General features: G+C 65.5%; 22 protein-coding genes and 1 riboswitch. Of the genes, 11 read left to right on the top strand and 11 right to left on the bottom strand.

Going from position 1 to position 23696, the window contains the following annotated elements; all coding sequences use genetic code 11:
• Window positions 1-20: 20 nt before the first annotated feature.
• The 9 genes from AB3G45_RS13085 to AB3G45_RS13045 all read right to left on the bottom strand — a co-directional run bounded on the left by AB3G45_RS13085 (window position 21) and on the right by AB3G45_RS13045 (window position 10687).
• Window positions 21-1544, bottom strand: coding sequence for a methyl-accepting chemotaxis protein (locus tag AB3G45_RS13085; RefSeq protein WP_367830973.1), 1524 nt, complete (start codon window positions 1542-1544; stop codon window positions 21-23).
• A gap of 145 nt (window positions 1545-1689) precedes the next feature.
• Complete coding sequence (locus AB3G45_RS13080; protein WP_367830972.1) at window positions 1690-2406, bottom strand: AAA family ATPase; 717 nt, start codon at window positions 2404-2406, stop codon at window positions 1690-1692.
• 220 nt (window positions 2407-2626) lie between these two features.
• Entirely contained in the window at window positions 2627-3772 is a 1146-nt protein-coding gene (locus tag AB3G45_RS13075) for an iron-containing alcohol dehydrogenase (RefSeq protein WP_367830971.1), read from the bottom strand.
• Window positions 3773-3777: 5 nt separating this feature from the next.
• Window positions 3778-5157 (bottom strand): aldehyde dehydrogenase family protein, encoded by a 1380-nt coding sequence (locus tag AB3G45_RS13070; protein WP_367830970.1) that lies wholly within the window; start codon window positions 5155-5157, stop codon window positions 3778-3780.
• Window positions 5158-5331: 174 nt separating this feature from the next.
• A complete protein-coding gene (locus tag AB3G45_RS13065; protein ID WP_367833574.1) occupies window positions 5332-6696 on the bottom strand; it encodes a glutamine synthetase family protein in 1365 nt (454 codons plus the stop codon).
• Between the two features lie 79 nt (window positions 6697-6775).
• Window positions 6776-7831: a TRAP transporter substrate-binding protein gene (locus AB3G45_RS13060; RefSeq protein WP_367830969.1), complete on the bottom strand. Its 1056-nt coding sequence runs from the start codon at window positions 7829-7831 to the stop codon at window positions 6776-6778.
• A 129-nt stretch (window positions 7832-7960) separates the two neighbouring features.
• Complete coding sequence (locus AB3G45_RS13055) at window positions 7961-9283, bottom strand: TRAP transporter large permease subunit (RefSeq protein ID WP_367830968.1); 1323 nt, start codon at window positions 9281-9283, stop codon at window positions 7961-7963.
• Window positions 9280-9789 carry a TRAP transporter small permease subunit gene (locus tag AB3G45_RS13050; protein ID WP_367830967.1) on the bottom strand — a complete coding sequence of 170 codons (510 nt, stop codon included), beginning with the start codon at window positions 9787-9789 and terminating at the stop codon, window positions 9280-9282. Before AB3G45_RS13050 ends, AB3G45_RS13055 begins: the two co-directional genes overlap by 4 nt.
• A gap of 133 nt (window positions 9790-9922) precedes the next feature.
• Complete coding sequence (locus tag AB3G45_RS13045) at window positions 9923-10687, bottom strand: N-formylglutamate amidohydrolase (RefSeq protein WP_367833573.1); 765 nt, start codon at window positions 10685-10687, stop codon at window positions 9923-9925.
• Between the two features lie 167 nt (window positions 10688-10854).
• Here AB3G45_RS13045 and AB3G45_RS13040 point away from each other — a divergent pair, with 167 nt between their 5' ends.
• From AB3G45_RS13040 to AB3G45_RS13015, 6 genes are all read left to right on the top strand, one after another.
• The gene (locus AB3G45_RS13040) at window positions 10855-11757 is read left to right on the top strand and encodes a MurR/RpiR family transcriptional regulator (protein WP_367830966.1); all 903 of its coding nucleotides are present in this window, start codon (window positions 10855-10857) and stop codon (window positions 11755-11757) included.
• A 97-nt stretch (window positions 11758-11854) separates the two neighbouring features.
• The gene (locus AB3G45_RS13035) at window positions 11855-12961 is read left to right on the top strand and encodes an ABC transporter substrate-binding protein (RefSeq protein WP_367830965.1); all 1107 of its coding nucleotides are present in this window, start codon (window positions 11855-11857) and stop codon (window positions 12959-12961) included.
• An 83-nt stretch (window positions 12962-13044) separates the two neighbouring features.
• Window positions 13045-13935 carry an ABC transporter permease gene (locus AB3G45_RS13030; protein WP_367830964.1) on the top strand — a complete coding sequence of 297 codons (891 nt, stop codon included), beginning with the start codon at window positions 13045-13047 and terminating at the stop codon, window positions 13933-13935.
• Window positions 13932-14714, top strand: a complete 783-nt coding sequence (locus tag AB3G45_RS13025) for an ABC transporter permease (protein WP_367830963.1) — start codon at window positions 13932-13934, stop codon at window positions 14712-14714. The genes AB3G45_RS13030 and AB3G45_RS13025 overlap by 4 nt, the downstream gene beginning before the upstream one ends.
• Before the next feature lie 9 nt (window positions 14715-14723).
• Window positions 14724-15785, top strand: coding sequence for an ABC transporter ATP-binding protein (locus AB3G45_RS13020; RefSeq protein ID WP_367830962.1), 1062 nt, complete (start codon window positions 14724-14726; stop codon window positions 15783-15785).
• A gap of 124 nt (window positions 15786-15909) precedes the next feature.
• A riboswitch (FMN riboswitch) is annotated at window positions 15910-16060 on the top strand.
• Window positions 16061-16151: 91 nt separating this feature from the next.
• Entirely contained in the window at window positions 16152-16628 is a 477-nt protein-coding gene (locus AB3G45_RS13015; RefSeq protein WP_367833572.1) for a 6,7-dimethyl-8-ribityllumazine synthase, read from the top strand.
• 268 nt (window positions 16629-16896) lie between these two features.
• On the opposite strand, the gene AB3G45_RS13010 is transcribed toward AB3G45_RS13015, so the two are convergent.
• Entirely contained in the window at window positions 16897-17694 is a 798-nt protein-coding gene (locus AB3G45_RS13010; RefSeq protein ID WP_367830961.1) for a LuxR C-terminal-related transcriptional regulator, read from the bottom strand.
• 193 nt (window positions 17695-17887) lie between these two features.
• On the opposite strand from AB3G45_RS13010, the gene AB3G45_RS13005 reads away from it, so the two are divergent.
• The 5 genes from AB3G45_RS13005 to AB3G45_RS12985 all read left to right on the top strand — a co-directional run bounded on the left by AB3G45_RS13005 (window position 17888) and on the right by AB3G45_RS12985 (window position 22810).
• Complete coding sequence (locus tag AB3G45_RS13005) at window positions 17888-18967, top strand: ABC transporter ATP-binding protein (protein ID WP_367830960.1); 1080 nt, start codon at window positions 17888-17890, stop codon at window positions 18965-18967.
• 30 nt (window positions 18968-18997) lie between these two features.
• Window positions 18998-20161: a spermidine/putrescine ABC transporter substrate-binding protein gene (locus tag AB3G45_RS13000; protein WP_367830959.1), complete on the top strand. Its 1164-nt coding sequence runs from the start codon at window positions 18998-19000 to the stop codon at window positions 20159-20161.
• Between the two features lie 191 nt (window positions 20162-20352).
• On the top strand, window positions 20353-21219 hold the full coding sequence (locus tag AB3G45_RS12995) for an ABC transporter permease (protein ID WP_367830958.1): 867 nt from the start codon (window positions 20353-20355) through the stop codon (window positions 21217-21219).
• Window positions 21219-22043 (top strand): ABC transporter permease, encoded by an 825-nt coding sequence (locus AB3G45_RS12990; protein ID WP_367830957.1) that lies wholly within the window; start codon window positions 21219-21221, stop codon window positions 22041-22043. The genes AB3G45_RS12995 and AB3G45_RS12990 overlap by 1 nt, the downstream gene beginning before the upstream one ends.
• Window positions 22044-22048: 5 nt before the next feature.
• Window positions 22049-22810 carry an SDR family NAD(P)-dependent oxidoreductase gene (locus AB3G45_RS12985; protein WP_367830956.1) on the top strand — a complete coding sequence of 254 codons (762 nt, stop codon included), beginning with the start codon at window positions 22049-22051 and terminating at the stop codon, window positions 22808-22810.
• Here AB3G45_RS12985 and AB3G45_RS12980 read toward each other — a convergent pair.
• A complete protein-coding gene (locus AB3G45_RS12980; protein ID WP_367830955.1) occupies window positions 22807-23529 on the bottom strand; it encodes a L,D-transpeptidase in 723 nt (240 codons plus the stop codon). The genes AB3G45_RS12985 and AB3G45_RS12980 overlap by 4 nt on opposite strands.
• Between the last annotated feature and the right edge of the window lie 167 nt (window positions 23530-23696).

Here is a 23696-nt window from a genome sequence, read left to right as displayed (position 1 = left end):
GCGATAAAGCGGCCGGCGCGTCAGGCCGCGCGGCTGTAGCCGGAGCTCTGCGCCGGGCGGGCCTCGCCGCTGGTGCGGAAGGCGCTGAGCTGGGCGGCGATGGAGGCGGCTTCCTGCGTCAGGGCCTGGCTGGCGGCATTCGCCTCCTCGACCATGGCGGCGTTCTGCTGGGTGATCTGGTCCATCGCGTTGACAGCCTGGTTGACCGCCTGCAGGCCCGTCGCCTGTTCCGCCGTGCTGGCGCGGATCGCATTGAAGACGGCGCTGACCTCCACCACCTGGGTAACGATCTGGCGCAGCGACTGGGCGACCTCGCCGACCGAGCGCACACCGTCCTCTACCTGGCCGTGCGACTTGGCGATGAGGTTCTGGATATCCTTCGCCGCATCGGCACAGCGCTGGGCGAGCGCGCGCACTTCCGAGGCGACGACGGCAAAGCCCCGGCCCGCCTCGCCGGCCCGCGCCGCCTCGATGCCGGCATTGAGCGCAAGCAGGTTGGTCTGGAAGGCGATCTCGTCGATCACCTCGATGATGTTGGCGATGGCCGAGGAAGACGCCTGGATCTCGCCCATGGCGACGATCGCGTGCTCCACGACCTCGCCGCCGTGCTGCGCATTGTCGCGCGCGGCCATGACGAGGGCGTTCGCCTCGTTGGCGCTCTGGGCCGTCTGACGCACGGTGGTGGTCACCTGCTCGACGGCGGCGGCCGTCTCCTCCAGGTTCGCGGCCTGCCGTTCGGTACGCTTGGCAAGGTCGTCCGAGGCCGCCGCGATCTCCTGCGCGCTGAGATGGATGGAACCTGCGCCGGTGCCGATATTGCCGATCGCCTGGGAGAGCGTGGAGATGGCGTGGTTGAAGTCCTCGCGCAGCGCCTCGTAGGCCTCCGGCAGCGGGCCGGTGATGCGCGCGGTGAGGTCGCCGCCGGAAATGCGCTTCAGCGCGGCGCCGAAACTGTCGCCGATGATCTTGCGCTCCTCGGCAACGACCTGCGCCTGCACCGCCTGCTGCTTGGCGAGATCCGACATGTCGTTATAGACGGAGATGGACAGGTCCATGTCGAGGAACAGGGCCTTGAGCAGGCTGGTGAACCGCGCCGAAAATTCCTCCGGCCCGATCTCCGGCCGGGCAAAGAGGCCCGGCTTCGGCCACAGCGATTTGACGGCTTCCGTCAGGAGATGCTCGACGATCAGCGCATAGCCGCCGATATACCAGCGCGGCTCCAGGCCAATGCGCGCATGCACGCGTCCGATCGTCTGGACCTTGGCGGCATAATCCCCGGAAAAATCGCCGGCGGCAATGTTCGCCCAATGGCCGAGCTGGGCGTTCTTCGCCCGGTTGATATGCGCGTCGTTGGAAAAGAGGCGGCTCACCTCCGGGCTCTTGCGCACGATGGCATAGAACTTGTCCAGCGCCGGGCCGAGCTCCTTCTCGATGAAGGGCTTGAGCGTGCGAAGCCGCTTCAGCGCAGCCTCGTCGAGGCCGAGATATTCCAGGCGGCGCGCGATATCGTGGTTCTGGCTGGCGGTCTGCGGGGCTGGCTTCATTACGGGTATCCTGGGGATGGCTTTCTAACGCGATATCATTAGGTTAGGCATGGTAAATTGTTCATTACCAGCTTTGCCTTGCGACATGAAAAAACGGCTGCGCCCTTCGTCGCAGCCGTTCTTGTCATTCGTCAATCCTGAAGGCTCAGGCCGCCCGCTGCAGCGTGCGGAAGAAGCCGCGCTCGGCGGCGACGCGCTTGCGCGCCGGCAGGAGGCGCATCACCTCGTCGGCAAACAGCCGCGCATTCTCGCAGGCCTTGTCGAGATTGCTCACCCTGGCCGCATCCATCGTATAGAGCGAGCCGCCGCAATCGAAGATGTCGCGGAAGGCAGTGCGCTCGCCGATCGGCGTGTCGAGCACGGCCACGCCGCGCGCGGCGAGCAGCGCCTTGACGGCGCTCATCGCGCGGGTCGTCACCAGCGAATTCGTGCGGGTGAGCACGACCGAATGGTTGATGCGGATGCCCGCCTTCTCGTCGAGCTGCTTCAGGAGTTCGAGGATATGCGCCGCCCCCCGGGCGTCCATCGCACAGCCCTGCACGGGGATCATCACATGGTCGGAAAGGCCGATGGCGGTGGCGACCAGCGCATCGCGCGCGCCGGCAAGGTCGATGATGAAATAGTCGGTCGTCTGCCGGTTCTCGCGGATATGGCACTGGAGCGAGGCCATCGAGACCTCGGAGATGACGGCGATGTTGCGCTGGCGGCCGGACACCTCGTGCCAGTGGCTGATCCAGCGCTGCGGATCCGCATCCAGGATGGTGATGCGGTGGCCCCGGCTGGCAAGTTCGGTGGCAAGGATCAGGGCCGCGGTGGTCTTGCCCGCACCGCCCTTGGCATTGGCAAATGTGATGACTGGCATGTCTTTCCTCGTGAATGCTGCGAGCTTCCTCATCGCTCTCGTCAGACGACCCGGTGACAATGGCGCCCGCTGCATCAAACCTTTCAAAACATGGTTAACGAAATGGAAACATGCGTATCGCGAAGATTAACGAGAAAGGGGCGCCATTTGCGCCTTCTCAGCAAAAAGGCCCGGAAAACCGTGGTTTTCCGGGCCTCTATCATTTGTTAACGACAAGAATTCAGATGCACTCGACGAAGAGGCGCCTGGCCGCGTCCAGCGTCAGTTCCACAGGATTGCCGCCGGCCGTCGGGTCGACGATCGCCATGGCCGCCATCTCGTCGATCCGGTCGGTGGTCACGCCGAGCGCCGAAAGCTTGTCCGGCACGCCGAGTTCCTCGCGCAGGCGCAGCACATAGTCGAAGAAGCCGTCGAAGCCACCCGCAATGCCGAGATAGGCGGCGGCGCTGGCGATCCTCGCCTCGATGGCCGGGCGGTTGAAGGTCAGCACCGGCGGCATGACGACGGCATTGGTCATGCCGTGATGGGTGTTGTAGATGGCGCCGACCGGGTGCGACAGCGAGTGGATCGCCCCGAGCCCCTTCTGGAAGGCGACGGCGCCCATGGCGGCGGCCGACATCATGTTGGCGCGCGCCTCGATATCCGTGCCGTCCTTGTAGGCGCGCGGCAGGAACTCCTTGACGAGGCGCATGCCCTCCAGCGCGATGCCCTGGCTCATCGGATGGTAGAACGGCGAGGAATAGGCTTCGAGGCAATGGGCGAAGGCGTCCATGCCGGTGCCGGCGGTGATGACCTTCGGCATGCCGACCGTCAGTTCCGGGTCGCAGATCGTCACCGAGGGCAGGAACTTCGGGTGGAAGATCACCTTCTTGGTGTGCGTCTGCGAATTGGTGATGACCGAGGCGCGGCCGACCTCCGAGCCGGTGCCGGCCGTCGTCGGCACGGCGACGATCGGCGCGATGCCGTCGGAATTGGCACGGGTCCACCAGTCGCCGATGTCCTCGAAGTCCCAGACCGGCCGCGTCTGGCCGGCCATGAAGGCGACGGCCTTGCCGAGGTCGAGGCCGGAGCCGCCGCCGAAGGCGACGACGCCGTCATGGCCGCCGTCGCGGAACGCCTTGACGCCAGCTTCGAGGTTCTGGTCGTTCGGGTTCGGATCGACCTCGGCGAACATCGCCCGGCCGAGGCCGGCGGCTTCCAGGATGTCGAGCGCGCCCTGCGTGATCGCCATGGTCGAGAGGCCGCGGTCGGTGACGAGCAGCGGCTTCTTCATGCCGACGGCCTTGCAATGGTCGGCGAGTTCCTTGATGCGGCCGGCCCCGAACTTGATCGCGGTCGGGTAGCTCCAGTTGGCGGTGATGGTCATGCTCTTCAAGCTTTCCTGAAATGGTAGGATTTCGGTCTCGTGAGATTGTGGAAGCCGATGACGGAGAGCGAGCCGCCGCGGCCCGTTTCCTTGACGCCGGTCCAGCAGAGCGCCGGGTCGAGATAGTCGGCGCGGTTCTGAAACACGGTGCCGGTCTCCAGATCCCGGGCGATGCGGGCGGCGCGGTCGCTGTCCTTCGTCCAGAGCGAAACGGTGAGGCCATATTTGCAGTCATTCATCAGCGCGAGCGCTTCCGCGTCGCTCTTCACCCTCATGATGCCGACGGCCGGACCAAAGGTCTCTTCCGTCATGAACTCCATCGAATGATCGACATCGACGAGGATCTGCGGGGCGACATAGGCGCCGCCATCGTCGGCCGGGAAGAGTTTCGGATCGACCAGCGCCTTCGCACCCTTGGAGACCGCATCGGCGATCTGCGAACGCACGGTGGCGGCGAAGCGCTTGTGCGCCATGGGGCCGAGCGTCGTTTCCGGGTCGAGCGGGTTGCCGAGCTTGTAGTTCGAAACCCAGGCGACCGACTTCTCGACGAAGGCGTCGTAGAGCTTCTCGTTGACATAGATGCGCTCGATGCCGCAGCAGCACTGGCCCGAATTGTAGGTCGCGCCGTCCATCAGCGTGTCGACGGCGGCGTCGAGGTCCGCGTCTTCCATGACGTAACCCGGATCCTTGCCGCCGAGTTCGAGGCCGACCGGCGTGAAGGTGCCGGCAGCGGCGCGCTCGATGGCGCGACCACCCTCGACCGAGCCGGTGAAGTTGACGAAGTCGAACGCGTTGCCGGCGATCAGCGCCGAGGTCGTGTCATGGTCGAGGAAGACGTTCTGGAAGACGTCTTCCGGCACGCCTGCCTCGTTGAAGGCGCGCACGAGGCGCTCGCCGACCAGCAGCGTCTGGGCGGCGTGCTTGATGATGACCGTGTTGCCGGCCATCAGCGCCGGCGCGATCGTGTTGATCGCGGTCATGTAGGGGTAGTTCCACGGCGCGATGACGAAGACGACGCCATGGGCCTCGCGCTCGATGCGGCGCTCGAAACGGTCGCTCTCCTCGATGACGATCGGCGCCAGCGACGAGCCGGCGATCTCCGCGACATAGTTGGAGCGCTCGTTGAAGCCCTTGAACTCGCCGCCGTAGCGGACCGGGCGGCCCATCTGCCAGGCGATTTCCGGCACGATCTCGCCGGCCATCTCGTTGACGCGGGCGACGCCCTTGAGGACGAGCTGGACGCGCTCTTCGAGCGGGCGCTTCGCCCAGGCCTTCTGCGCCTTCTTCGCACGGGCGACGGCCTCTTGCGCGGCCGCCAGCGGCATCGCCTCGCGCTCGGCATAGACCGAGCCGTCCACGGGGGATATGCATTTGATCACAGTCATGATCGACTTCCTGTTGGTTCCATCGGAATTTCAGTTCTGGCGCAGATGCCGCCCCTCATCCGCCTGCCGGCACCTTCTCCCCGCAAGCGGGGAGAAGGGATTTGCCGCGCCGCCTCGTCTCCCTCTCCCCGCTTGCGGGGAGAGGGCGGGGTGAGGGGCAGACCTGCAACGCTTCTACGCCCTCTCGAAGCCGCGCGCCACCTCCCAGTCGGTGATGCGGCGGTCGTATTCCTCCTGCTCCCATTCGGCCGCTCGCACATAGTGTTCGACGACGTCGTCGCCGAAGGCCTCGCGCAGCATGTCGGATTCCTTCAATGCCGCCGTCGCCCCGCGCAGGGTCTTGGGAATCTCGCGGATGTCCCTGCCGCCATAGGCGTCGCCCTCGAAGGGCGCCTCCAGCTCCAGCTTCTGCTCGATGCCGGCGATACCGGCGGCCAGCAGCGCGGCCATGGCGAGATAGGGGTTGAGGTCGGAGCCGCCGACGCGGCACTCGATGCGGATGCCCTTGGTGCCCTCGCCGCACAGGCGATAGCCGGCCGTCCGGTTGTCCTTGCTCCACACCGCCTTGGTCGGCGCGAAGGTGCCGGCGACGAAGCGCTTGTAGGAGTTGATGTAGGGCGCCAGGAAATAGGTGATCTCGCCGGCATGGGCGAGCAGGCCCGCCACATACATGCGCATCATCTCCGACATGCCGTACTTGCTGTCCCTGTCGAAGAATTTCGCCTCCTTGCCGTCGAGGCTCCACAGCGACTGGTGGATGTGCGAGGAGGAGCCCGCCAGGGTGTAGTTCCACTTGGCGAGGAACGTCACGGCCTTGCCGCGCTGCCAGGCGATCTCCTTGGTGGCGTTCTTGATGATCGAATGCCGGTCGGCCATGGTGAGCGCCTCGGCATAGCGCACGTTGATCTCCTCCTGGCCGGGCGAGGCCTCGCCCTTGGAGTTCTCGACGGGAATGCCGGCGCCCTGCAGGCCGTTGCGCAGCGCCCGCATGACATCCTCCTCCTTGGTGGTCTGGAAGATGTGGTAGTCCTCGTTGTAGCCGGAGGCGGTGCGCAGGTCCCGGTAGCCGCTTTCGCGCGCGTCGTCGAAGGTCTGGTCGAACAGGTAGAATTCCAGCTCGCTCGCCATGAAGGGCTTCAATCCCAGGGCTTCCAGCCGCTTGACCTGCTTCTTCAGCACGGCCCGCGGCGAATGCGGCACCTCGGCATGGGTGTGGTGGTCGAGCACGTCGCACAGCACGAGCGCCGTGCCTTCGAGCCAGGGCAATTTGCGCAGCGTCGCAAGGTCCGGCTTCATCGTATAGTCGCCATAGCCGGCCGCCCAGCTCGTCGACTTGTAGCCGGGGACGGTCTCCATCTCCATGTCGGTCGCCAGCAGGTAGTTGCAGCTGTGCGTCTCCTCATAGGCGCCGTCGATGAAATACTGTGCGTGGAAGCGCTTGCCCATCAGGCGCCCCTGCATGTCGGCGAGGCATGCCAGAACGGTATCGATGCGGCCTTCGGCCACATCCTTCTTCAGATCGTCGAAACTATAGGTCACGGTCATTGCGGGCGGTCCTGGGGTTGCTGCTTCATGCCGGACCGGGCCTGCCGGCCCGGTCCGAAGCGGTTGCGCGATATCAGCCGTTGACGTAGGGCGGTCCGGCCTTGTTGATGATGGCGTTGTAGTCCTCGAAGACTTTTACGACCTTGGCAGCCGTCTCGCTCTGGCCGGCGATCTCCTTCCAGAACACCTTGGCCGCGTCTTCCACGACCTTCCATTCGGCGGCCGGGATGCTGGTGAGCTTGAGCTTGGTGCCTTCGGCACGCAGCTTCGCCTCGCCGCCCCAGTACCACTGGTCGCGGTAGTTGTTGCCGGCCTCGATCGCCGTCATGACCAGCTTCTTCAGGTGGTCCGGCAGTTCGGCCCACTTCTGCTCGTTGACGAAGAAGGAGCCGATCCAGGCGCCGGAGATGTTGTTGGTCAGGAAGTGGTCCGTCACGTCGGCCCAGCCGACCGTGTAGTCCTCGGTGATGCCCGACCAGGCCATGCCGTCGAGTTCGCCGGTCTGCACGGCGACCTGCGCGTCTTCGTAGGGGATCGTCACCGGCACGACGCCGAACTGGCTGAGGAACCGGCCGGCCGTCGGGAAGGTGTAGAGGCGCAGGCCGTCGAGGTCCTTGACGGAGGTGATCGGCTTCTTGGTGTTGAAGTGGCACGGATCCTGGCCCGACGAGGAGAGCCAGACGACGCCGCCGACCTTTTCGTAGGACGACTTCCAGATCTCGGCGAGGCCGTACTGCTTGAAGAGGACGGGCACGTCGAGGATCTGCTTGGTGGCGAGCGGGAAGTAGCCGCCGAAGGTGGCGACATCGGCCGGGGACGCCATGGAATCGTCGTCCGAATGCACCGCGTCGATCGTGCCGGCCTGGAGGGCGCGGAAGAGTTCGCCCGTCGGTACGATCTGGTCGGCGAAGTAGAGCTCGATCTCCAGTTCGCCCTTGGCGGCGGCATTGATCGCGTCGACGATCGGCTTGGTGACGTGCTCGCCGAGCGCGGCACCAGCATAGGTCTGGAAACGCCACTTGATGGCGGTCTGTGCCTTCACGATGGCGGGTGCGGAAAGCGTTGCGGCGCCGGCCGCGCCGATCGTCACTGCGCCGGCCCGTGTCAGGAATTGCCGTCTGTTGGTCATATCTCTATCCCTCTGGTTAAACGTCTGGCTTTTGCCGGGAACGGCCGTTCATCCCGGTCGGTCAATCGTCTTTTCTTCTGCCGGCCTCATTGCTTCCTGACGCCGGCGGCCCAGCCGCCGGCGAAATCCTCACTTGGAGTAGTAGTTGTTCGGCAGCCACGTCGCGATTTCCGGGAACACGCCGATGATGATCAGGCTGGCCAGCATGATGCCGACGAAGGGCCAGATCGATTTGTAGATATCCCGCATGCCGATTTCCGGCGGCGCCATCGCCCGCATCATGAACAGGTTGTAGCCGAAGGGCGGGGTGATGTAGGCGATCTGGCAGGTGATCGTGTAGAGCACGCCGTACCAGACGAGGTCGAAGCCGAGCTTCTGCACCAGGGGGATGTAGAGCGGCGCGACGATGACGAGCATCGCCGTGTCGTCGAGGAACATGCCCATGACGAGGAACGAGACCTGCATCAGCACCAGGACCTGCCAGGGTTCGAGGCCGAGGTCGCCGAGGAAGAAGCGCTCGATCGACTTGACCGCGCCGAGCCCGTCGAAGACGGCGCCGAAGCAGAGCGAGGCGATGAGTATCCACATGAACATGCAGGTGATGCCGAGCGTCTTCTGCAAGACGTCGTTCCACAGGCGCCTGCTGAGGCGCCCGCGCCACCAGGCGACCAGCGCCGACAAAATGGCGCCGACCGCCGAGCTTTCCACGAGGCTGGAGATGCCGCTAAGGAACAGCCACATCATGAGCACGAAAATGCCGAGCGGCACGATGCCGGCCGAAAGCAGCCGGACCTTCTCGCGGAACGGCACGTTGCGCTCCTCGACCGGCAGGGCCGGGCCGAGCGACGGGTTGATGCGGCAGCGCACGTAGACGTAGACCGCCATCAGCACGGCCATCAAGAGGCCCGGCAGAACGCCGGCGAGCCAGAGCTGGCCGACCGGCACGCGGGCGATCATGCCGTAGAGAACGAGCACGACGCTCGGCGGCAGGAGGATGCCGAGCGTGGAGCCGCCCTGCACGACGCCGGTCATCATGACCTTGTCGTAGCCGCGGCGCAAAAGCTCGGGCAGCGCGATGGTGGCGCCGATGGCCATGCCGGCGACGGAAAGGCCGTTCATGGCGGAGATGATGACCATGAGGCCGACGGTGCCGAGCGCAAGGCCGCCGTTGATCGGTCCCATCCAGACGTGGATGGCCTTGTACATGTCCTCGGCGATGCCGGATTCGGAGAGCATGTAGCCCATGAAGACGAACATCGGCACCGTCAGCATCGGATACCATTTGACGAGCTTCATGACGGAGGCGAAGCCCATTTCGGAGCCGCCCGTGCCCCATAGCAGGAAGGCCGCGACGACGCCGACGAAGCCGATCACGGCGAAGACGCGCTGCCCGGTGAGCAGCAGCACCATCATGCCGGCGAACATCGTGATTGCGATGAATTCATAACTCATGCGATGGGCCTTCCCCGCAATTCGGCGATGTCCTTGAAGAGCGAGGAAGTTGCCTGCGCGAGCATCATCAGGACGCCGAAGGTCATGGTGATCTTGATCGGCGCCATGTAGGGGGCCCAGGCTGTAAAACTCTTTTCCTTGAACTCGATGGCATAGGTCGTGCTGGCGATGCCGCCGTAGAGCATGAAGCCGAGGAAGACGATCAGCGCGATCGCCGTGATCGTGTCGAAGAGCGCGCGCTTCTTCGCCGACCAGGTGCCGTAGAAGAGGTCCATCCGGACATGGTCGCCGGTCTGCATCGCGAAGGCGCCGCCCAGCATGTAATAGGCCGCCATGGTGAACTGCGCCGATTCCAGCGTCCAGTTCGCCGGCAGGCGGAACGCCTTGGAAAGCGAGGAATAAAGCAGGATCGCGAACATCGCGAAGATCAGATACATCGCAAAAAGGCCGACACGCCGGTTGAACGTGTCGACGAAGCGAACATAGCTCTTGATGAAATCAGGCATGGCCTCTGCCCCCGTTCCGGGCGGCGGCAGTCTCAGCCGGGCCACACCTCTCTTGTAACAACGCAAGCATCCGCCTGGCCTCTCCTGTTCGTGTTCGTCTCCGTCTCCACGGATGTCGTTCCCCGGGTCCTTGTCATTGTACTGCCGGCAGGCTCTTCTTAAGCAGCCCCGCCAGATAGCCGGCCACGACCCGTTGGCCGGCTTCGTCCTTTATGAGGTCGTTGCGGACCTCGATCATCACATTGGCAAGGCCGTTGGAAAGGCCGTGCTCCTTCAGCGTGTGCGTCACCCCGTCTTCCGGCCCATAGGGCGCGTTGCGGCGGATGTCGTAGGGGCCGGCCTTCCCGGCCGCCGCCAGCATGGCGTCGGCAAGACGGGCATCGGCATCGTGCAGGATGCCGATCTCGACGGCGCGCGGCTGGCCGAAATAGACCGGCGTGAAACTGTGCATGGTCACGATCACCGGCGCCCTGCCCTCCGCGATCCGGCTCGCCACCAGGGCGGAAAGCCTTTCGCGGAACGGCAGGTAGAGCGCTTCGGTGCGGGCGTCGCGCGCCGCCTGGTCGAGGCCGGCATTGCCGGGCACGGTGAAGACCTCGCTCTTCTCCGGGATGGCGGCCGGCGATTCCGGCGGGCGGTTGCAATCGTAGACGAGACGGGAGAACCGCTGGAAGATGAGGGTCGCATCGAGGCTTTTCGCCATCAGGCGCGACACCGCAAGCGCACCGGGATCCCAGGCGATATGGCTTTCCAGCGCCTCCTCGGGCAGGCCGAGCGTGCCGAGCGCCTGCGGCAACAGGCGGGATGCGTGCTCGCAGACCAGGATGACCGGGCCGCGGGCAACAACATTCTCCAGGGCGACGGGGTCGCCCTCCTCTCCAGTCAGAATTCCCATCAGCCTGATCCCCTCGACCGGCTTTTATCGTTGATGAAGAGAATTCTTCACAGTCTTGCCGCTGTCAACCGGCTATTGAAAAAATCTCTTCAAAAAAACATTTGACTCGAATTGTGACAGCGCGCTTTATTTCCGAAACTTCGGCGAAGACCGGAGCGCAGGGGAACAATTTGACGCTCAACCAAGCATCCATGACGGTGTCGGATGTGATCAGTGCCCATTTCGACGCGTTGACCCGCGCCGAAAAGCAACTGGCCACGTCGCTGCTCGACAACTATCCCGTCTCCGGCCTCGGCAGCATCACCACGGTGGCGGAAAATGCCGGCGTGTCGACGCCGACGGTCGCCCGCATGGTGCAGAAGCTGGGTTTCCGCGGCTTCCCGGATTTCCAGGCGCGCCTCCACCACGAGCTGGAAGCCACCCTGTCGAGCCCGATCAGCAAGCACGACCGCTGGGCCGCCAAGGCGCCCGGCACGCATATCCTCAACCGCTTCGCCGACGCGATCATGACCAACCTGCGCCAGACGCTCTCGCAGGTGGAGACCGCCGAATTCGACAGCGCCGCCGCCCTTCTCGCCGATCGCCAGCGCAGCATCTACATCATCGGCGGGCGCATCACGAAGGCGCTGGCCGAATACCTCTTCACCCACCTCCAGGTCATCCGCCCGAACGTCACGCAGATCGCGTCCAATCCCAGTTCCTGGCCGCACTACGTGCTGAACATGCGCGCCGGCGACGTGCTCGTCATCTTCGACATCCGCCGCTACGAGCAGGAGATGGAGACGCTCGGCCGCGTCGCCCGCGAGCGCGGCGTGGAGATCGTGCTGTTCACCGACCAGTGGGCTTCGCCCGTCGCCAAGGCCGCGGCGAAGGTCTTCCGCGTGCATATCGAGGTGCCGTCCGCCTGGGATTCGTCCGTCGTGACGCTGTTCATCGTGGAGGCGCTTATCGAAGCCGTCCAGAGTTCGGGCTGGGAGGAGACCAGCGGCCGAATGAAAACGCTGGAGGGCCTCTTCGAGGCCAGCCGGCTGTTTCGCAAACCCCGACCGCAGGTTCCCGGCAGGCCCGGATAGACATTCGAAAAAAACGAAATAAAACTGTCACATAAGCTTCATCAGCCGCCAGTATCAGCTTCGCCGAAGTTGACTGACACACAAAAGGAGAACACCCGTGATGTCACATACGAAACGTCTGCTTTCGCTCTCCACCGCGCTGGCGATCGCCCTTCCCTCGCTCGCCCTGGCCGAGCCGAGCGCCGAGCTCATCGAAGCCGCCAAGAAGGAAGGCATGCTGACGACGATCGCCCTGCCGCACGACTGGTGCGGCTACGGTGACGTCATCGCCTCCTTCAAGGCCAAGTATCCGGAAATCCAGGTCAACGAACTGAACCCGGATGCCGGCTCGGCCGACGAGGTCGAGGCCATCAAGGCCAACAAGGACAACAAGGGCCCGCAGTCGCCCGACGTGATCGACGTCGGCCTGTCCTTCGGCCCGTCCGCCAAGGCCGAAGGCCTCCTGCAGCCCTACAAGGTGTCCACCTGGGACGAGATCCCGGACACCATCAAGGATCCGGAAGGCTTCTGGTACGGCGACTATTACGGCGTGATGTCCCTTCTGGTGAACAAGGATCTCGTCGAAAACACGCCGAAGGACTGGGCCGACCTGCTGAAGCCGGAATATGCCGGCCAGGTCGCCCTTGCCGGTGACCCGCGCGCCTCCAACCAGGCCATCCTCGGCGTTCTTGCCGCCGGTCTCGGCAAGGGTGCGAAGGCCGGCAAGGAAGCCGGCGAAGCAGGCCTTGCCTACTTTGCGGAAATGAACAAGGCCGGCAACTTCGTCCCGGTCATCGGCAAGTCCGGCACGCTGGCGCAGGGCTCGACCCCGATCGTCATCGCCTGGGACTACAACGCGCTCGGCTGGGCCAAGACCCTCAACGGCAACCCGCCGACCGAGGTCGTCGTTCCCGCGACGGGCGTTCTCGCCGGCGTCTACGTCCAGGGCATCTCGGCCTATGCGCCGCACCCGAACGCCGCCAAGCTGTGGATGGAGCATCTCTATTCCGACGAAGGCCAGCTCGGCTGGCTGAAGGGCTATTGCCATCCGGCACGCTTCAACGCCATGGCCAAGGCCGGCAAGATCCCGCAGGACCTGATCGACGCTCTGCCGCCGGCCGAATCCTACGAGAAGGCCTATTTCCCGACGCTCGAGGAAGTGGACGCCAACAACGCCGCCGTGACCGGCGCGTGGGACAGCGTCGTCGGCGCGAACGTGCAGTAAACGACTTCCCCGTCGCCCCGGCCCGCAAGGCCGGGGCGACGACTGCGGTATGCCAATGACGGCAACCCCATGAGGCCAACGCAATGTCATCAGACAGCCCAGCAGCACCGCCGCCCGCGCGGGCGCCCTTCCGCCTTCCGCTGCACTGGCTCGGTGCCGTGCCGTTCGCGATCTTCGTCCTGTTGTTCCTGATCATGCCGACGATGCGCATCGTCGTCGGCGCCTTCCAGACGCCGGACGGCGGCTTCACTCTGGACAACATCCGGGGCCTGTTCACCACGTCGATCCTCTCGGCCTACTGGATCTCGATCAAGATCTCCATCGCCTCCGCCCTGCTCGGCTGCCTGATCGGCTTTTCCGTCGCCGCCGCCGCGGTGCTCGGCGGCCTGCCGAAATGGATCCGCGGCCCGCTCCTGACCTTTTCCGGCGTCGCCTCGAACTTCGCCGGCGTGCCGCTCGCCTTCGCCTTCCTTGCGACGCTCGGCCCCGTCGGCCTCCTGACGGTGTTCCTGAAGACCCAGCTCGGCATCGACCTGCGCGCGCTCGGCTTCAACATCCTGTCGTTCTGGGGCCTGACGATCACCTACCTGTTCTTCCAGATCCCGCTGATGATCCTCATCATCACGCCCGCGCTCGACGGCCTGAAGCGCGAATGGCGGGAAGCGGCGCAGATCCTCGGCGCGACGAACGCGCAATACTGGCGCCTGGTCGCCTTCCCGATCCTGCTGCCCTCCTTCCTCGGCACGCTGGCGCTGCTCTTTGCGAACGCCTTCGGGGCCGTCGCCACCGCCATCGCGCTCACCGGCTCCTCGCTCTCCATCGTGCCGATCCTGCTCTTCGCGCAGATCCGCGGCGACGTGCTGGGCAACCCGCATCTCGGCTATGCGCTCGCCTTCGGCATGATCGTCGTGACGGGCATCGCCAACACGATCTACATCTGGCTGCGCGCGCGCAGTGAAAGGTGGCTGAAATGAGGAAGTTCTGGGCCTGGGGCGCCCTCGCCTTCGGGCTGCTCTATTTCATCCTGCCGCTGATGGGCATGACCAACTTCTCGCTGAAGATGCGCCGCGGCGTCTATTCGCTGGATGCCTATGCCGTCGTGCTCGGCGATCCGCGCTTCCAGCAGACCTTCACCTATTCGATCCTGATGGCGCTCGCGACCATCGTCTTCGGCGTGCTGCTGGTGGTGCCCACCGCCTACTGGGTGCGCCTGAAGCTGCCGGGCCTGCGTCCCTATATCGAGTTCATCACGCTCCTGCCGCTGGTCATCCCGGCCATCGTCATCGTCTTCGGCTATATCCGGCTCTACAACACGTCGAGCTGGCTGCCGCTGACGGGCTCGATCACCGGCACGAACATCCTCTTGATGTTCGGCTATGCGACGCTGGCGCTGCCCTACATGTACCGCTCCGTCGATACGGGCCTTCGCTCCATCGACATCGCGACGCTGACGGAAGCGGCCCAGAGCCTCGGCGCGGGCTGGACGACGATCCTCGCCCGGATCATCCTGCCGAACGTGCTGGTCGCCGTGCTGTCGGGCGCCTTCCTGACCTTCGCCATCGTCATCGGCGAGTTCACCATGGCCGCCCTGCTCAACCGCCCGGCCTTCGGCCCCTACATGCAGCTGCTCGGCGCCAACCGCGCCTACGAGCCGGCTGCGCTCGCGGTCATGTCCTTCGCGCTGACCTGGGGCTGCCTCGGCCTGATCCAGCTTGTTTCCCGTTTCCAGAAGGGCGCGCAGAGCGCGACTTAAGGATTTTCCATGAGCTTTCTGACCCTCACCAGCCTCCAGAAGTCCTTCGGCCCCGTCCAGGTCGTCAAGGATTTCAACATGTCGATCGAAAAGGGCGAGTTCATCTCGTTCCTCGGCCCGTCGGGCTGCGGCAAGACCACCGTGCTGCGCATGATCGCCGGCTTCGAGACGCCCTCGGGCGGCGCCATCACCATCGACGGCAAGAGCCAGGTGAACCTGCGCCCCAACCAGCGCAATATCGGTATGGTGTTCCAGGCCTACGCCCTCTTCCCGAACATGAACGTCGCCGAAAACGTCGCCTTCGGCCTCAAGGTCGCCGGCCGGCCGAAGGCCGAGATCGATGCGCGCGTGAAGGAAATGCTCGGCCTCATCAAGCTCGACCACCTCGCCGACCGCTACCCCTACCAGATGTCCGGCGGCCAACAGCAGCGCGTGGCGCTCGCCCGGGCGCTCGCGCCCAAGCCGCAGGTCCTTCTGCTCGACGAACCGCTCTCCGCGCTCGACGCCAAGATCCGCGTGTCGCTGCGCGAGGAAATCCGGCAGATCCAGCAGCAGCTCGGCATCACCACGGTCTTCGTCACCCATGACCAGGAAGAGGCCCTGTCGATCTCCGACCGCATCGTCGTGATGAATGCCGGCAAGGCGGACCAGATCGGCAAGCCGGCGGATATCTACAACCGCCCCGCCACCCGCTTCGTCGCCGGCTTCGTCGGCACGCTGAACCTCATCGAGGCGAAGGTCGTCGACGCCGCCGCCAGCCGCGTGTCGATCGGCGACCAGGGCGTGACGCTGCGCGAGCCGCTCGGCGATGCGAAGGCCGGCGACACCGTCTCGCTGGCGCTGCGCCCGGAGGCCGGCTCCATCGCCGCCGATGCCAGGGGCGACACGGCGCTGACCGGCGAGGTCGTCTCGACGAACTTCCTCGGCTCGGTCATCCGCACCCGCATGAATGTCGGCGGCAACGTCATCTCCTTCGACATGTTCAACAGCCCCGGCCTCGTGCCGCCGACGGTCGGCGAGACGGTCACGCTGCGCTTCACAGCCGGCGACCTGCTGGTCATCCGCGACTGAGCGTTCCGGGCCGGCCGCGAAGAAGTTTTCCACCCTTCGCCCGCGCTTTGGAAAAATCTGTCGTGAATTGCGCCTTTCGCGTCGCCCGCGGATTTGATCTGGGGGCCTTCGCCGGCTAGTCTCCCATCGTTCTCAGGGCGGGGCGAAACTCCCCACCGGCGGTATCGGGCCTTAAAAACCCGGAGCCCGCGAGCGCCTTGCCCCAAAGGCAAGGGTCAGCAGATCCGGTGCGATGCCGGAGCCGACGGTCACAGTCCGGATGGAAGAGAGCAAGCAGGAGAAACCCGCCGTCAACGGCGGGCCGCGTCCTGCGTGTTCGCCCAAGGGGACCGTTGCAAAATGGCTCAACCCTTGAAAGGCCTCGACATGAATGTGAATGCCACCCCCGCCGCCCGCATCGCCGTCATCCGTGCCCGCTGGCACGCCGGCATCGTCGACCGGGCGGTCGAATCGTTCATCGCCGAATGGACGGCGCTGGGCGGCCGCGCCGAGGAGGTCGATATCGTCGACGTGCCCGGCGCCCTCGAAATCCCGCTGCATGCCCAGCTTCTCGCCCGCACCGGCCGCTATTCCGCCATCCTCGGCGTCGCCCTCGTCGTCGACGGCGGTATCTACCGCCACGATTTCGTCGCCGGCACCGTGGTGGACGCCATTGTGCGCGTCGGCCTCGATACCGGCGTGCCGGTGCTCTCCGCCGTGCTGACGCCGCACAACTTCCAGGAATCGGACGCCCACATCGCCTTCTTCCGCGACCATTTCGTCCTCAAGGGCAAGGAAGCCGCCAACGCCGCCCGCCAGATCATCGGCGCCCGGGCGCAGGCCGCGCTGGCGACGGCTGGTTGAATCGGGAGTTGAAGGCGTAGAATCGGTCCTTAAGGACAGGACGACAAACATTTGAAAAGACTCACGGAAAGCCCGGCAGCGATGCCGGGCTTTTCCTTTTCCCCTTTTCCTTTTCCCTCCCTCTCCTCCGTCATCCTCGGGCTTGACCCGAGGATCCACGAGCCACAGCAGGGTGTTGCATTGTGGCATGGATCCTCGGGTCAAGCCCGAGGATGACGGAAGGAGGAAAGGAGTGCCCCCACCCTCGCCGACGCACCTGCCGCCCCGCCTATCCCTGAAGGTTCTTCAGATAGATCGACAGCAGCTGGATCTGCGAGGAGATGCCGAGCTTGCGGTAGACGTTGCGGCGGTGGACCTTCACCGTACCGGTGGAGATGTCGAGCTTCAGGCCGATCGATTCCGACGAATGCCCCTGCAGGACGAGCTCGATGATCGAGGCCTCGCGGTCCGTGAGGTTCAGCTTGCGCCACACCCGGTCGGCCGCGCTCAGCGGCTCGCTGCGCCGCCCCCGCCCCTGGCCGCTTTCAGCAAAGCGCCCGGCAAGCCCGCTCCAGGCGCGCCGCACGAAGGCGGCGACGAAGGGTTCGGCATCGCCGAGCAGGGCGAATTCCGACGCGGGGAAGACGCCGGTCTTTTCGCGCCGCATCAGCGAGACCACCACCGTCACGCCGTCGTCCACCGGCACGAAGAAGCCGATCTCCTCGGCAAGCCGCGTCTGCGAATAATAGGTGCGGAAATATTCGCTGGAAAAGAACCGGTCCGGCGCCAGTTCCCGCATGCGGAAGATGCCGGCGCGGCCGGCGCGCGTCGTGCGGTAGAACGGATCGAGCAGGTAGGGTCCGGCCTGGTAGAGCGTCACGAAGACATGATGGTCGTCCGCGTCGAACGTGCTGAAGAGGTCGATCGGCCGCGCCTTCTCGTGATAGGCGAAGATGACGATATCGTCGAAGCGCACCAGCGCCCGCATCATCGCAAGCAGGGTCTCGCCCGTCTGGCGGTCGGAGGCTTCCGGCGCACCGGTCCAGTCGGCCAGGGTGCGAAAAAGTGCCGTGAAATCGACCCGCATGACGCCGCTCTTCCCCCGCCTCCCCGCGGCAGCCGGAATGGGCTGTCGCCGGATATACTCCTTCCACAGCCGATTTACGGATAAAATACCTCTCTCGGGGTATATACCGCCCACCGGCCGCTGACTAGCATTCCCTTGACGGTGGCCAAGGCGGCAGAGATCGCCACGAGACCAACAACCGCAGGGAACAGACGTGACATCCGCCCCAACGAACGACATCGAGTTCCGTTCGGTGACCAAGCGCTATGGCGCGGTGACCGCGGTCTCCGACATCAATCTCTCCGTGCCGAAGGGCGCCTTCGTCGCGCTGCTCGGCCCGTCCGGCTGCGGCAAGACGACCTGCCTTCGCATGATCGGCGGCTTCGAGCAGCCGAGCGAGGGCGAGGTGCTGATCGCCGGAAAGGTCGCCAACGGCGTGCCGGCCTATCGCCGCCCGGTCAACATGGTCTTCCAGCACTATGCCCTCTTCCCGCATTTCGACGTGGAGAGGAACGTCGCCTACGGGCTGCGGCAGCTGCGCCCGAAGCTGCCGGCGGTGGAAATTACCCGCCGGGTCGGCGAGGCGCTGGAAATGGTGCGCCTGACCGGTTTCGCCCGGCGCCGCATCCATGAAATGTCCGGCGGCCAGCAGCAGCGCGTGGCGCTTGCCCGCGCGCTCGTCAACAAGCCCTCGGTGCTCCTCCTCGACGAACCGCTCGCCGCGCTCGACAAGAAGCTGCGCACCGCCATGCAGATCGAGTTGCAGACGCTGCAGCGCGACCTCGGCATCACCTTCGTGCTCGTCACGCACGACCAGGAGGAGGCGCTGTCGATGAGCGACCTCGTCTGCGTGATGAGCGCCGGCCGCATCCGCCAGCTCGCGACGCCGCAGGAGGTCTACGACCGGCCCGCCGATCTCTTCGTCGCCGATTTCGTCGGCAAGACGAACCGCTTCTCCGGCACGCTGGAGGCCGGCGGTGCCGTGCGCCTCGGCAACGGCGCGGCCCTGCCCGCCGCGCGGGCCGATCTTGCGCCGGGCGCCGTCACGGTCGCGCTCCGCCCGGAGGCGATCCGCCTTTCGCGCGGCGCGGCCGGCGCGACCACGCTGGAAGGCACGGTCACGCACCGCATCTTCCTCGGCTCGGCCGCCGAATATTCCGTCGCCGTCGACGGGCTCGGCGACCTGCTCGTCACCGCCGAACGCCACAGCCAATCGCAAAACGACCTCGTCGCGCCGGGCGAACGGGTCGCCATAAGCTTCGATCCCGGCCAGACGCATATCTTTCCGGCCTGAGGGAAACAGGCCCAACAGGGGAACAGCATCATGTCGAAATGGTTCAGAGAGAATGCCCCGATCAGCGCTCGGGAACTGACGGACGAATTCATGCGGCTGAAGCGCGGCTCCGTCACGCGGCGCCACTTCCTGGCCGTCACCGGCCTCGGCCTCGCCGCCGCGGTTCTCGCCCGCCAGCCGGGCCTCTTCACCTCCGAGGCACACGCGCAGGAAGACCTCGGCTCCGCCATGTCGCTCGCCACCTGGCCGAACTACCACGACCCGGCGACCTTCGAGGCCTTCACCGCCGCCACCGGCGTCGCCGTCGAGGTCAACGTCTTCGGCTCGAACGAGGAGATGCTGGCGAAACTCCAGGCCGGCGGCACCGGCTGGGACCTCTTCGTGCCCACCAACTACACGATCTCCACCTATGCCGGCCTCGGCCTGATCGACCCGCTCGACCTTGCCAAGGTGCCGAACTTCGACGCCAAGACCCAGAACACCCGCTTCACCAACGAGGGCACGGTCGACGGCAAGATCTATGCGCTGCCGAAGAACTGGGGCACGACGGGCATCGCCGTCAATGCCGACAAGGTGAAGGCGAAGGTGACGAGCTGGAAGGAATTCTTCGAGGTCGCCATGACCGAGGCGGACGGCCGGGCCATGGTGCACGACTACCAGCTCACCACCATCGGCAACGCCCTCGTCTCGCTCGGCTTCTCCTTCAATTCGGTCAAGCCCGAGGAACTCGCCAAGGCCGAGGAACTGCTGATCAAGGTCAAGCCGCATCTCTACGCCATCAACAGCGACTACCAGCCCTCCATGCGCGCCTCCGACGCCTGGATGACCATGTGCTGGACGAACGACGGCGCCCAGCTCAACCGCGACATCCCGGAAATCCAGTTCGCGCTCGGCTCGGACGGCGGCGAGATTTGGTCGGATTTCTACGCGGTGCCGAAAAGCGCCGCCAACAAGCCGGCCGGCTACGCCCTGCTCAACTTCCTGATGGACCCGCAGAACGCGGTGAAGGAGCACATCGCCAACGGCGCGCCGACGACGGACAGCCGCGTGCTCTCGCTGCTGCCGGCCGAAATCACCGGCAACAGGATCGTCTATCCCGACGAGGCTGCGCTGACCCCGCTCGAATTCGGCGCTGCCGTGACGCTGACGGACCCGGCCCGGGCGGAGCTGATGGCGCGGTTCAAGTCGGCCTAGCCGTCTCGCCCCTCATCCGGCCTGCCGGCCACCGTCTCCCCGCAAGCGGGGAGAAGGAAATGTTTGGCTGCGTCCCGTTTCCTCTCGAACGGAATGACACGGCGCCGCATACCCCTTCGCCCCGCTTGCGGGGAGAAGGTGGCGGCAGCCGGATGAGGGGCAATCCACCTATACGCAACAGGAAAACCGCAATGCCCCTGACGATGACGACGAAGAGACGGCTGGTGACGGTGGCGCTGCTGGCGCCGGCTTCCGCCTGGCTGTTCGTCTTCCTCGTGCTGCCCTTCATCGCCATGGTGGTCTTCTCCGTCGGCGAGCGGGGGCCTGCGGGCGGATACCAGGCGGCGTTCACCTTCGCGCAATATGCCAACCTGCCGGCCCGCGCCGCCGCCTACTGGAACACCCTCATGCTGGCGCCCGTCGGCGCCTTCCTCTGCCTCCTCGTCGCCTATCCGACGGCCTACTACCTCGCCGTCCGGGCGAACCCGCGCCACCGGCTGCTGCTCGTCTCGCTGGTGGTCGTGCCGTTCTGGACGAGCCTGCTCGTGCGCACCTATGCCTGGATGTACATCCTCGGCTCGCGCGGCATCCCGAACCTCCTGGACATGATCGGCATTGCGGACGTGCGCCTGCTCAACACGCCGGGCGCCGTGCTGCTCGGCATCGTCTACGGCTACCTGCCGCTGATGATCATGCCGATCTATGTCAGCCTCGAAAAACTCGACCGGCGCCTGCTCGAAGCCTCCGCCGACCTCGGCGCAAAACCCCTGTCGACCTTCTTCTCCGTCACGCTGCCGCTGTCGCTGCCGGGCGTCATGACGGGCGTCGCGCTCGTCACCATCCTGCTTCTCGGCGAATATCTCATCCCGCAGCTCCTCGGCGGCGGCAAAGTCTTCTTCATCGGCAATGCGCTGGTCGATCTCTTCCTGCAATCGCGCAACTGGCCCTTCGGCTCGGCCATCGCCGTCACGCTGGTCGCCGTCGTGGTCGTGGTGCTGACGGTCGCCATGCGCATCGCCTGGCGCATTTCCGGCACGAGACAGGTGGATCTCGTCTGATGCGCGCGCTGATTATCTCCGTCTATCTCTTCCTCTACGCGCCGATCGCGCTCGTCGTGCTGTTCTCCTTCAATGCGGGGCGCAATGCGAGCGAATTCACCGGCTTCTCCGTCGCCTGGTATGGCAAGGCGCTCGCCAATCCGTTCCTCGTCGCCGCGCTGCAGAACAGCCTGATCATCGCTTTCGTCAGCGCCACGCTCGCCGCCGTCTTCGGCACCATGGCCGCCCTCGGCCTCGAACGGCTGGGCAGCCGCGCCCGCGCGGTCTTCGACGGCCTGCTCGCCGCCGCCATCGTCGTGCCGGGCGTCGTCATCGGCATCGCGACGCTGGTCGCCCTCGTCGCCGTCTTCGGCGCGGTCAATCCGGCCATCGCCGCCCTCTGGCCCGGCGAAAAGCCGCCGCAGCTCGGCCTCGGCTACGGCTCGATCATCGCCGCGCACGGCCTCTTCACCATGGCGCTCGTCACCATGATCGTGAAGGCGCGCATCGCGACGCTCGGCCGCGACATCGTCGAGGCTTCGGCCGATCTCTACGCGACGCCGCTCACCACCTTCCGCGACATCGTGCTGCCGCAGATCCTGCCCTCGGTGCTGGCCGGTTTCCTCCTCGCCTTCACCTTCTCCTTCGACGATTTCATCGTGGCCTTCTTCGTCGCGGGCTCGAAGACGACGCTGCCGATCTACGTCTTCGCCTCGATCCGCCGCGGCGTGACGCCGGAGGTGAACGCCATCGCGACGATGGTGCTGGTCGCCTCGCTCATGCTGATCCTCGTCGCCCGCCTGCTGATGCGGGAAAAAGCCAGAAAATCGCCTGCCGGAGAGTGAGACCGATGATCCTGAACAACCGTGTCGCCATCGTCACCGGAGCGGGCTCCGGCATCGGCCGGGCCGGCGCGCGCATCATGGCGCGCGAGGGCGCCACCGTCTGCGTCGCCGATCTCAACGAGACGCGCGCCGCCGAGACCGTGGATTTCATCCGCGCCGACGGCGGCAAGGCCGAAACGGTCATCGTCGACGTCACCGACGACGTGGAGCTGAAGATGGCGGTCGCCGGGGTGCTGTCGCGCCACGGCCGCATCGACATCCTGCACAACCATGCCGGCGCGCAGGTCGCCGGCGACCTCGAAAGCGTCCCGCTCGACGGGCTCGATCTCTCCTGGAACCTCAATGTGCGCGCCCACCTGATAGCCGCCCGCCTCGTCATGCCGGCCATGAGGGCGCAGGGCAAGGGCGTCATCCTCAACACCGCCTCCTCCTCCGGCGTGCTCTACGACCGCGAGATGATCGCCTACACGACGACGAAACACGCCGTCATCGCCATGACGAAGCAGATGGCGGGCGACTATGCCGGCCACGGCATCCGCGTCAACGCGCTCTGCCCGGGCTGGGTGGATACGCCCTTCAACGCCCCCTTCATCAACCAGATGGGCGGGCGCGAGGCGATCGAGGCCTATATCAGGGAAAAGGTGCCGATGGGCCGCTGGGCCGATGTGGAGGAGATCGCCGAACCGATCCTCTTCCTCGTCTCCGACCGGTCAAGCTACATGACCGGCCAGATTCTCGTGGTAGACGGCGGCGAGACCGTAACTTAAACGCCGACGGCCGCGCCCATCGGTCCCTGATGCACGACGATGCGGGCGTGATAGGGCACGCGCTTGTAGAGATCGAGCACATCCTGGTTGATCAGCCGGACGCAGCCGGACGACGTCGCCTTGCCGATCGATTTCCAGTCCGGCGAGCCGTGCAGGCGGTAGAGCGTGTCCTTGCCGTTCTGGAAGATGTAGAGCGCGCGGGCGCCGAGCGGGTTCTTGATGCCCGGCTCCATGCCGCCGTTCTCGACGGAATATCTGGCAAGGCTCGGCGTGCGCGCGATCATGTCGGCCGGCACCTTCCAGCGCGGCCAGGGCTGGCGCCAGTGGATGATGCCCTCGCCTTGCCAGGCGAAGCCCTCGCGGCCGATGCCCACGCCGTAGCGCATCGCCGTGCCGCCTTGCTCCACCACGTAGAGGAAGCGGCCGGGCGTATCGATGACCACCGTGCCCGGTGTTTCGCCGGTCGGGTCCTTCACGCGCTGGCGGTAATATTTCGGGTCGATCTCCCTATAAGGGATGGCGGGGATGAGGTGGCCGCCATCTTCGACGGCGGCATAGCGGGCCGCCAGTTCCTCGTCGCTCGCCGGCACGATCGGATAGCTGACCTTCTGCGGAACCGGGGCATTCCTGACCGGCGTCTGCGTGGTCGCGCATCCCGCAAGCGTCGCGGAAGCGCCCAGGAAAAAGGCTCTGCGCGACAATGTGCACACCGTAGGCATTCTCTTTACGATCTCCTTGGGAAGAAAAGGAAGGTTTGTCAGATGGCTAGCCAAACCGCGGGCGGGCTGGCAAGAAACATCGGGATCACTTCTTCGGCATTAGTCCCTGCCCGGCCGGGCGGCCAGTGCACGAAGGACACGGCTCACCGGAAAACGGGGGAAACACG

The sequence above is a fragment of the Shinella sp. S4-D37 genome, assembly GCF_040812195.1.
Classification (GTDB): domain Bacteria; phylum Pseudomonadota; class Alphaproteobacteria; order Rhizobiales; family Rhizobiaceae; genus Shinella.
The sequence above is the reverse complement of the archived record's forward strand: the minus strand, read 5'-3'. Positions and strand labels throughout refer to the sequence as shown.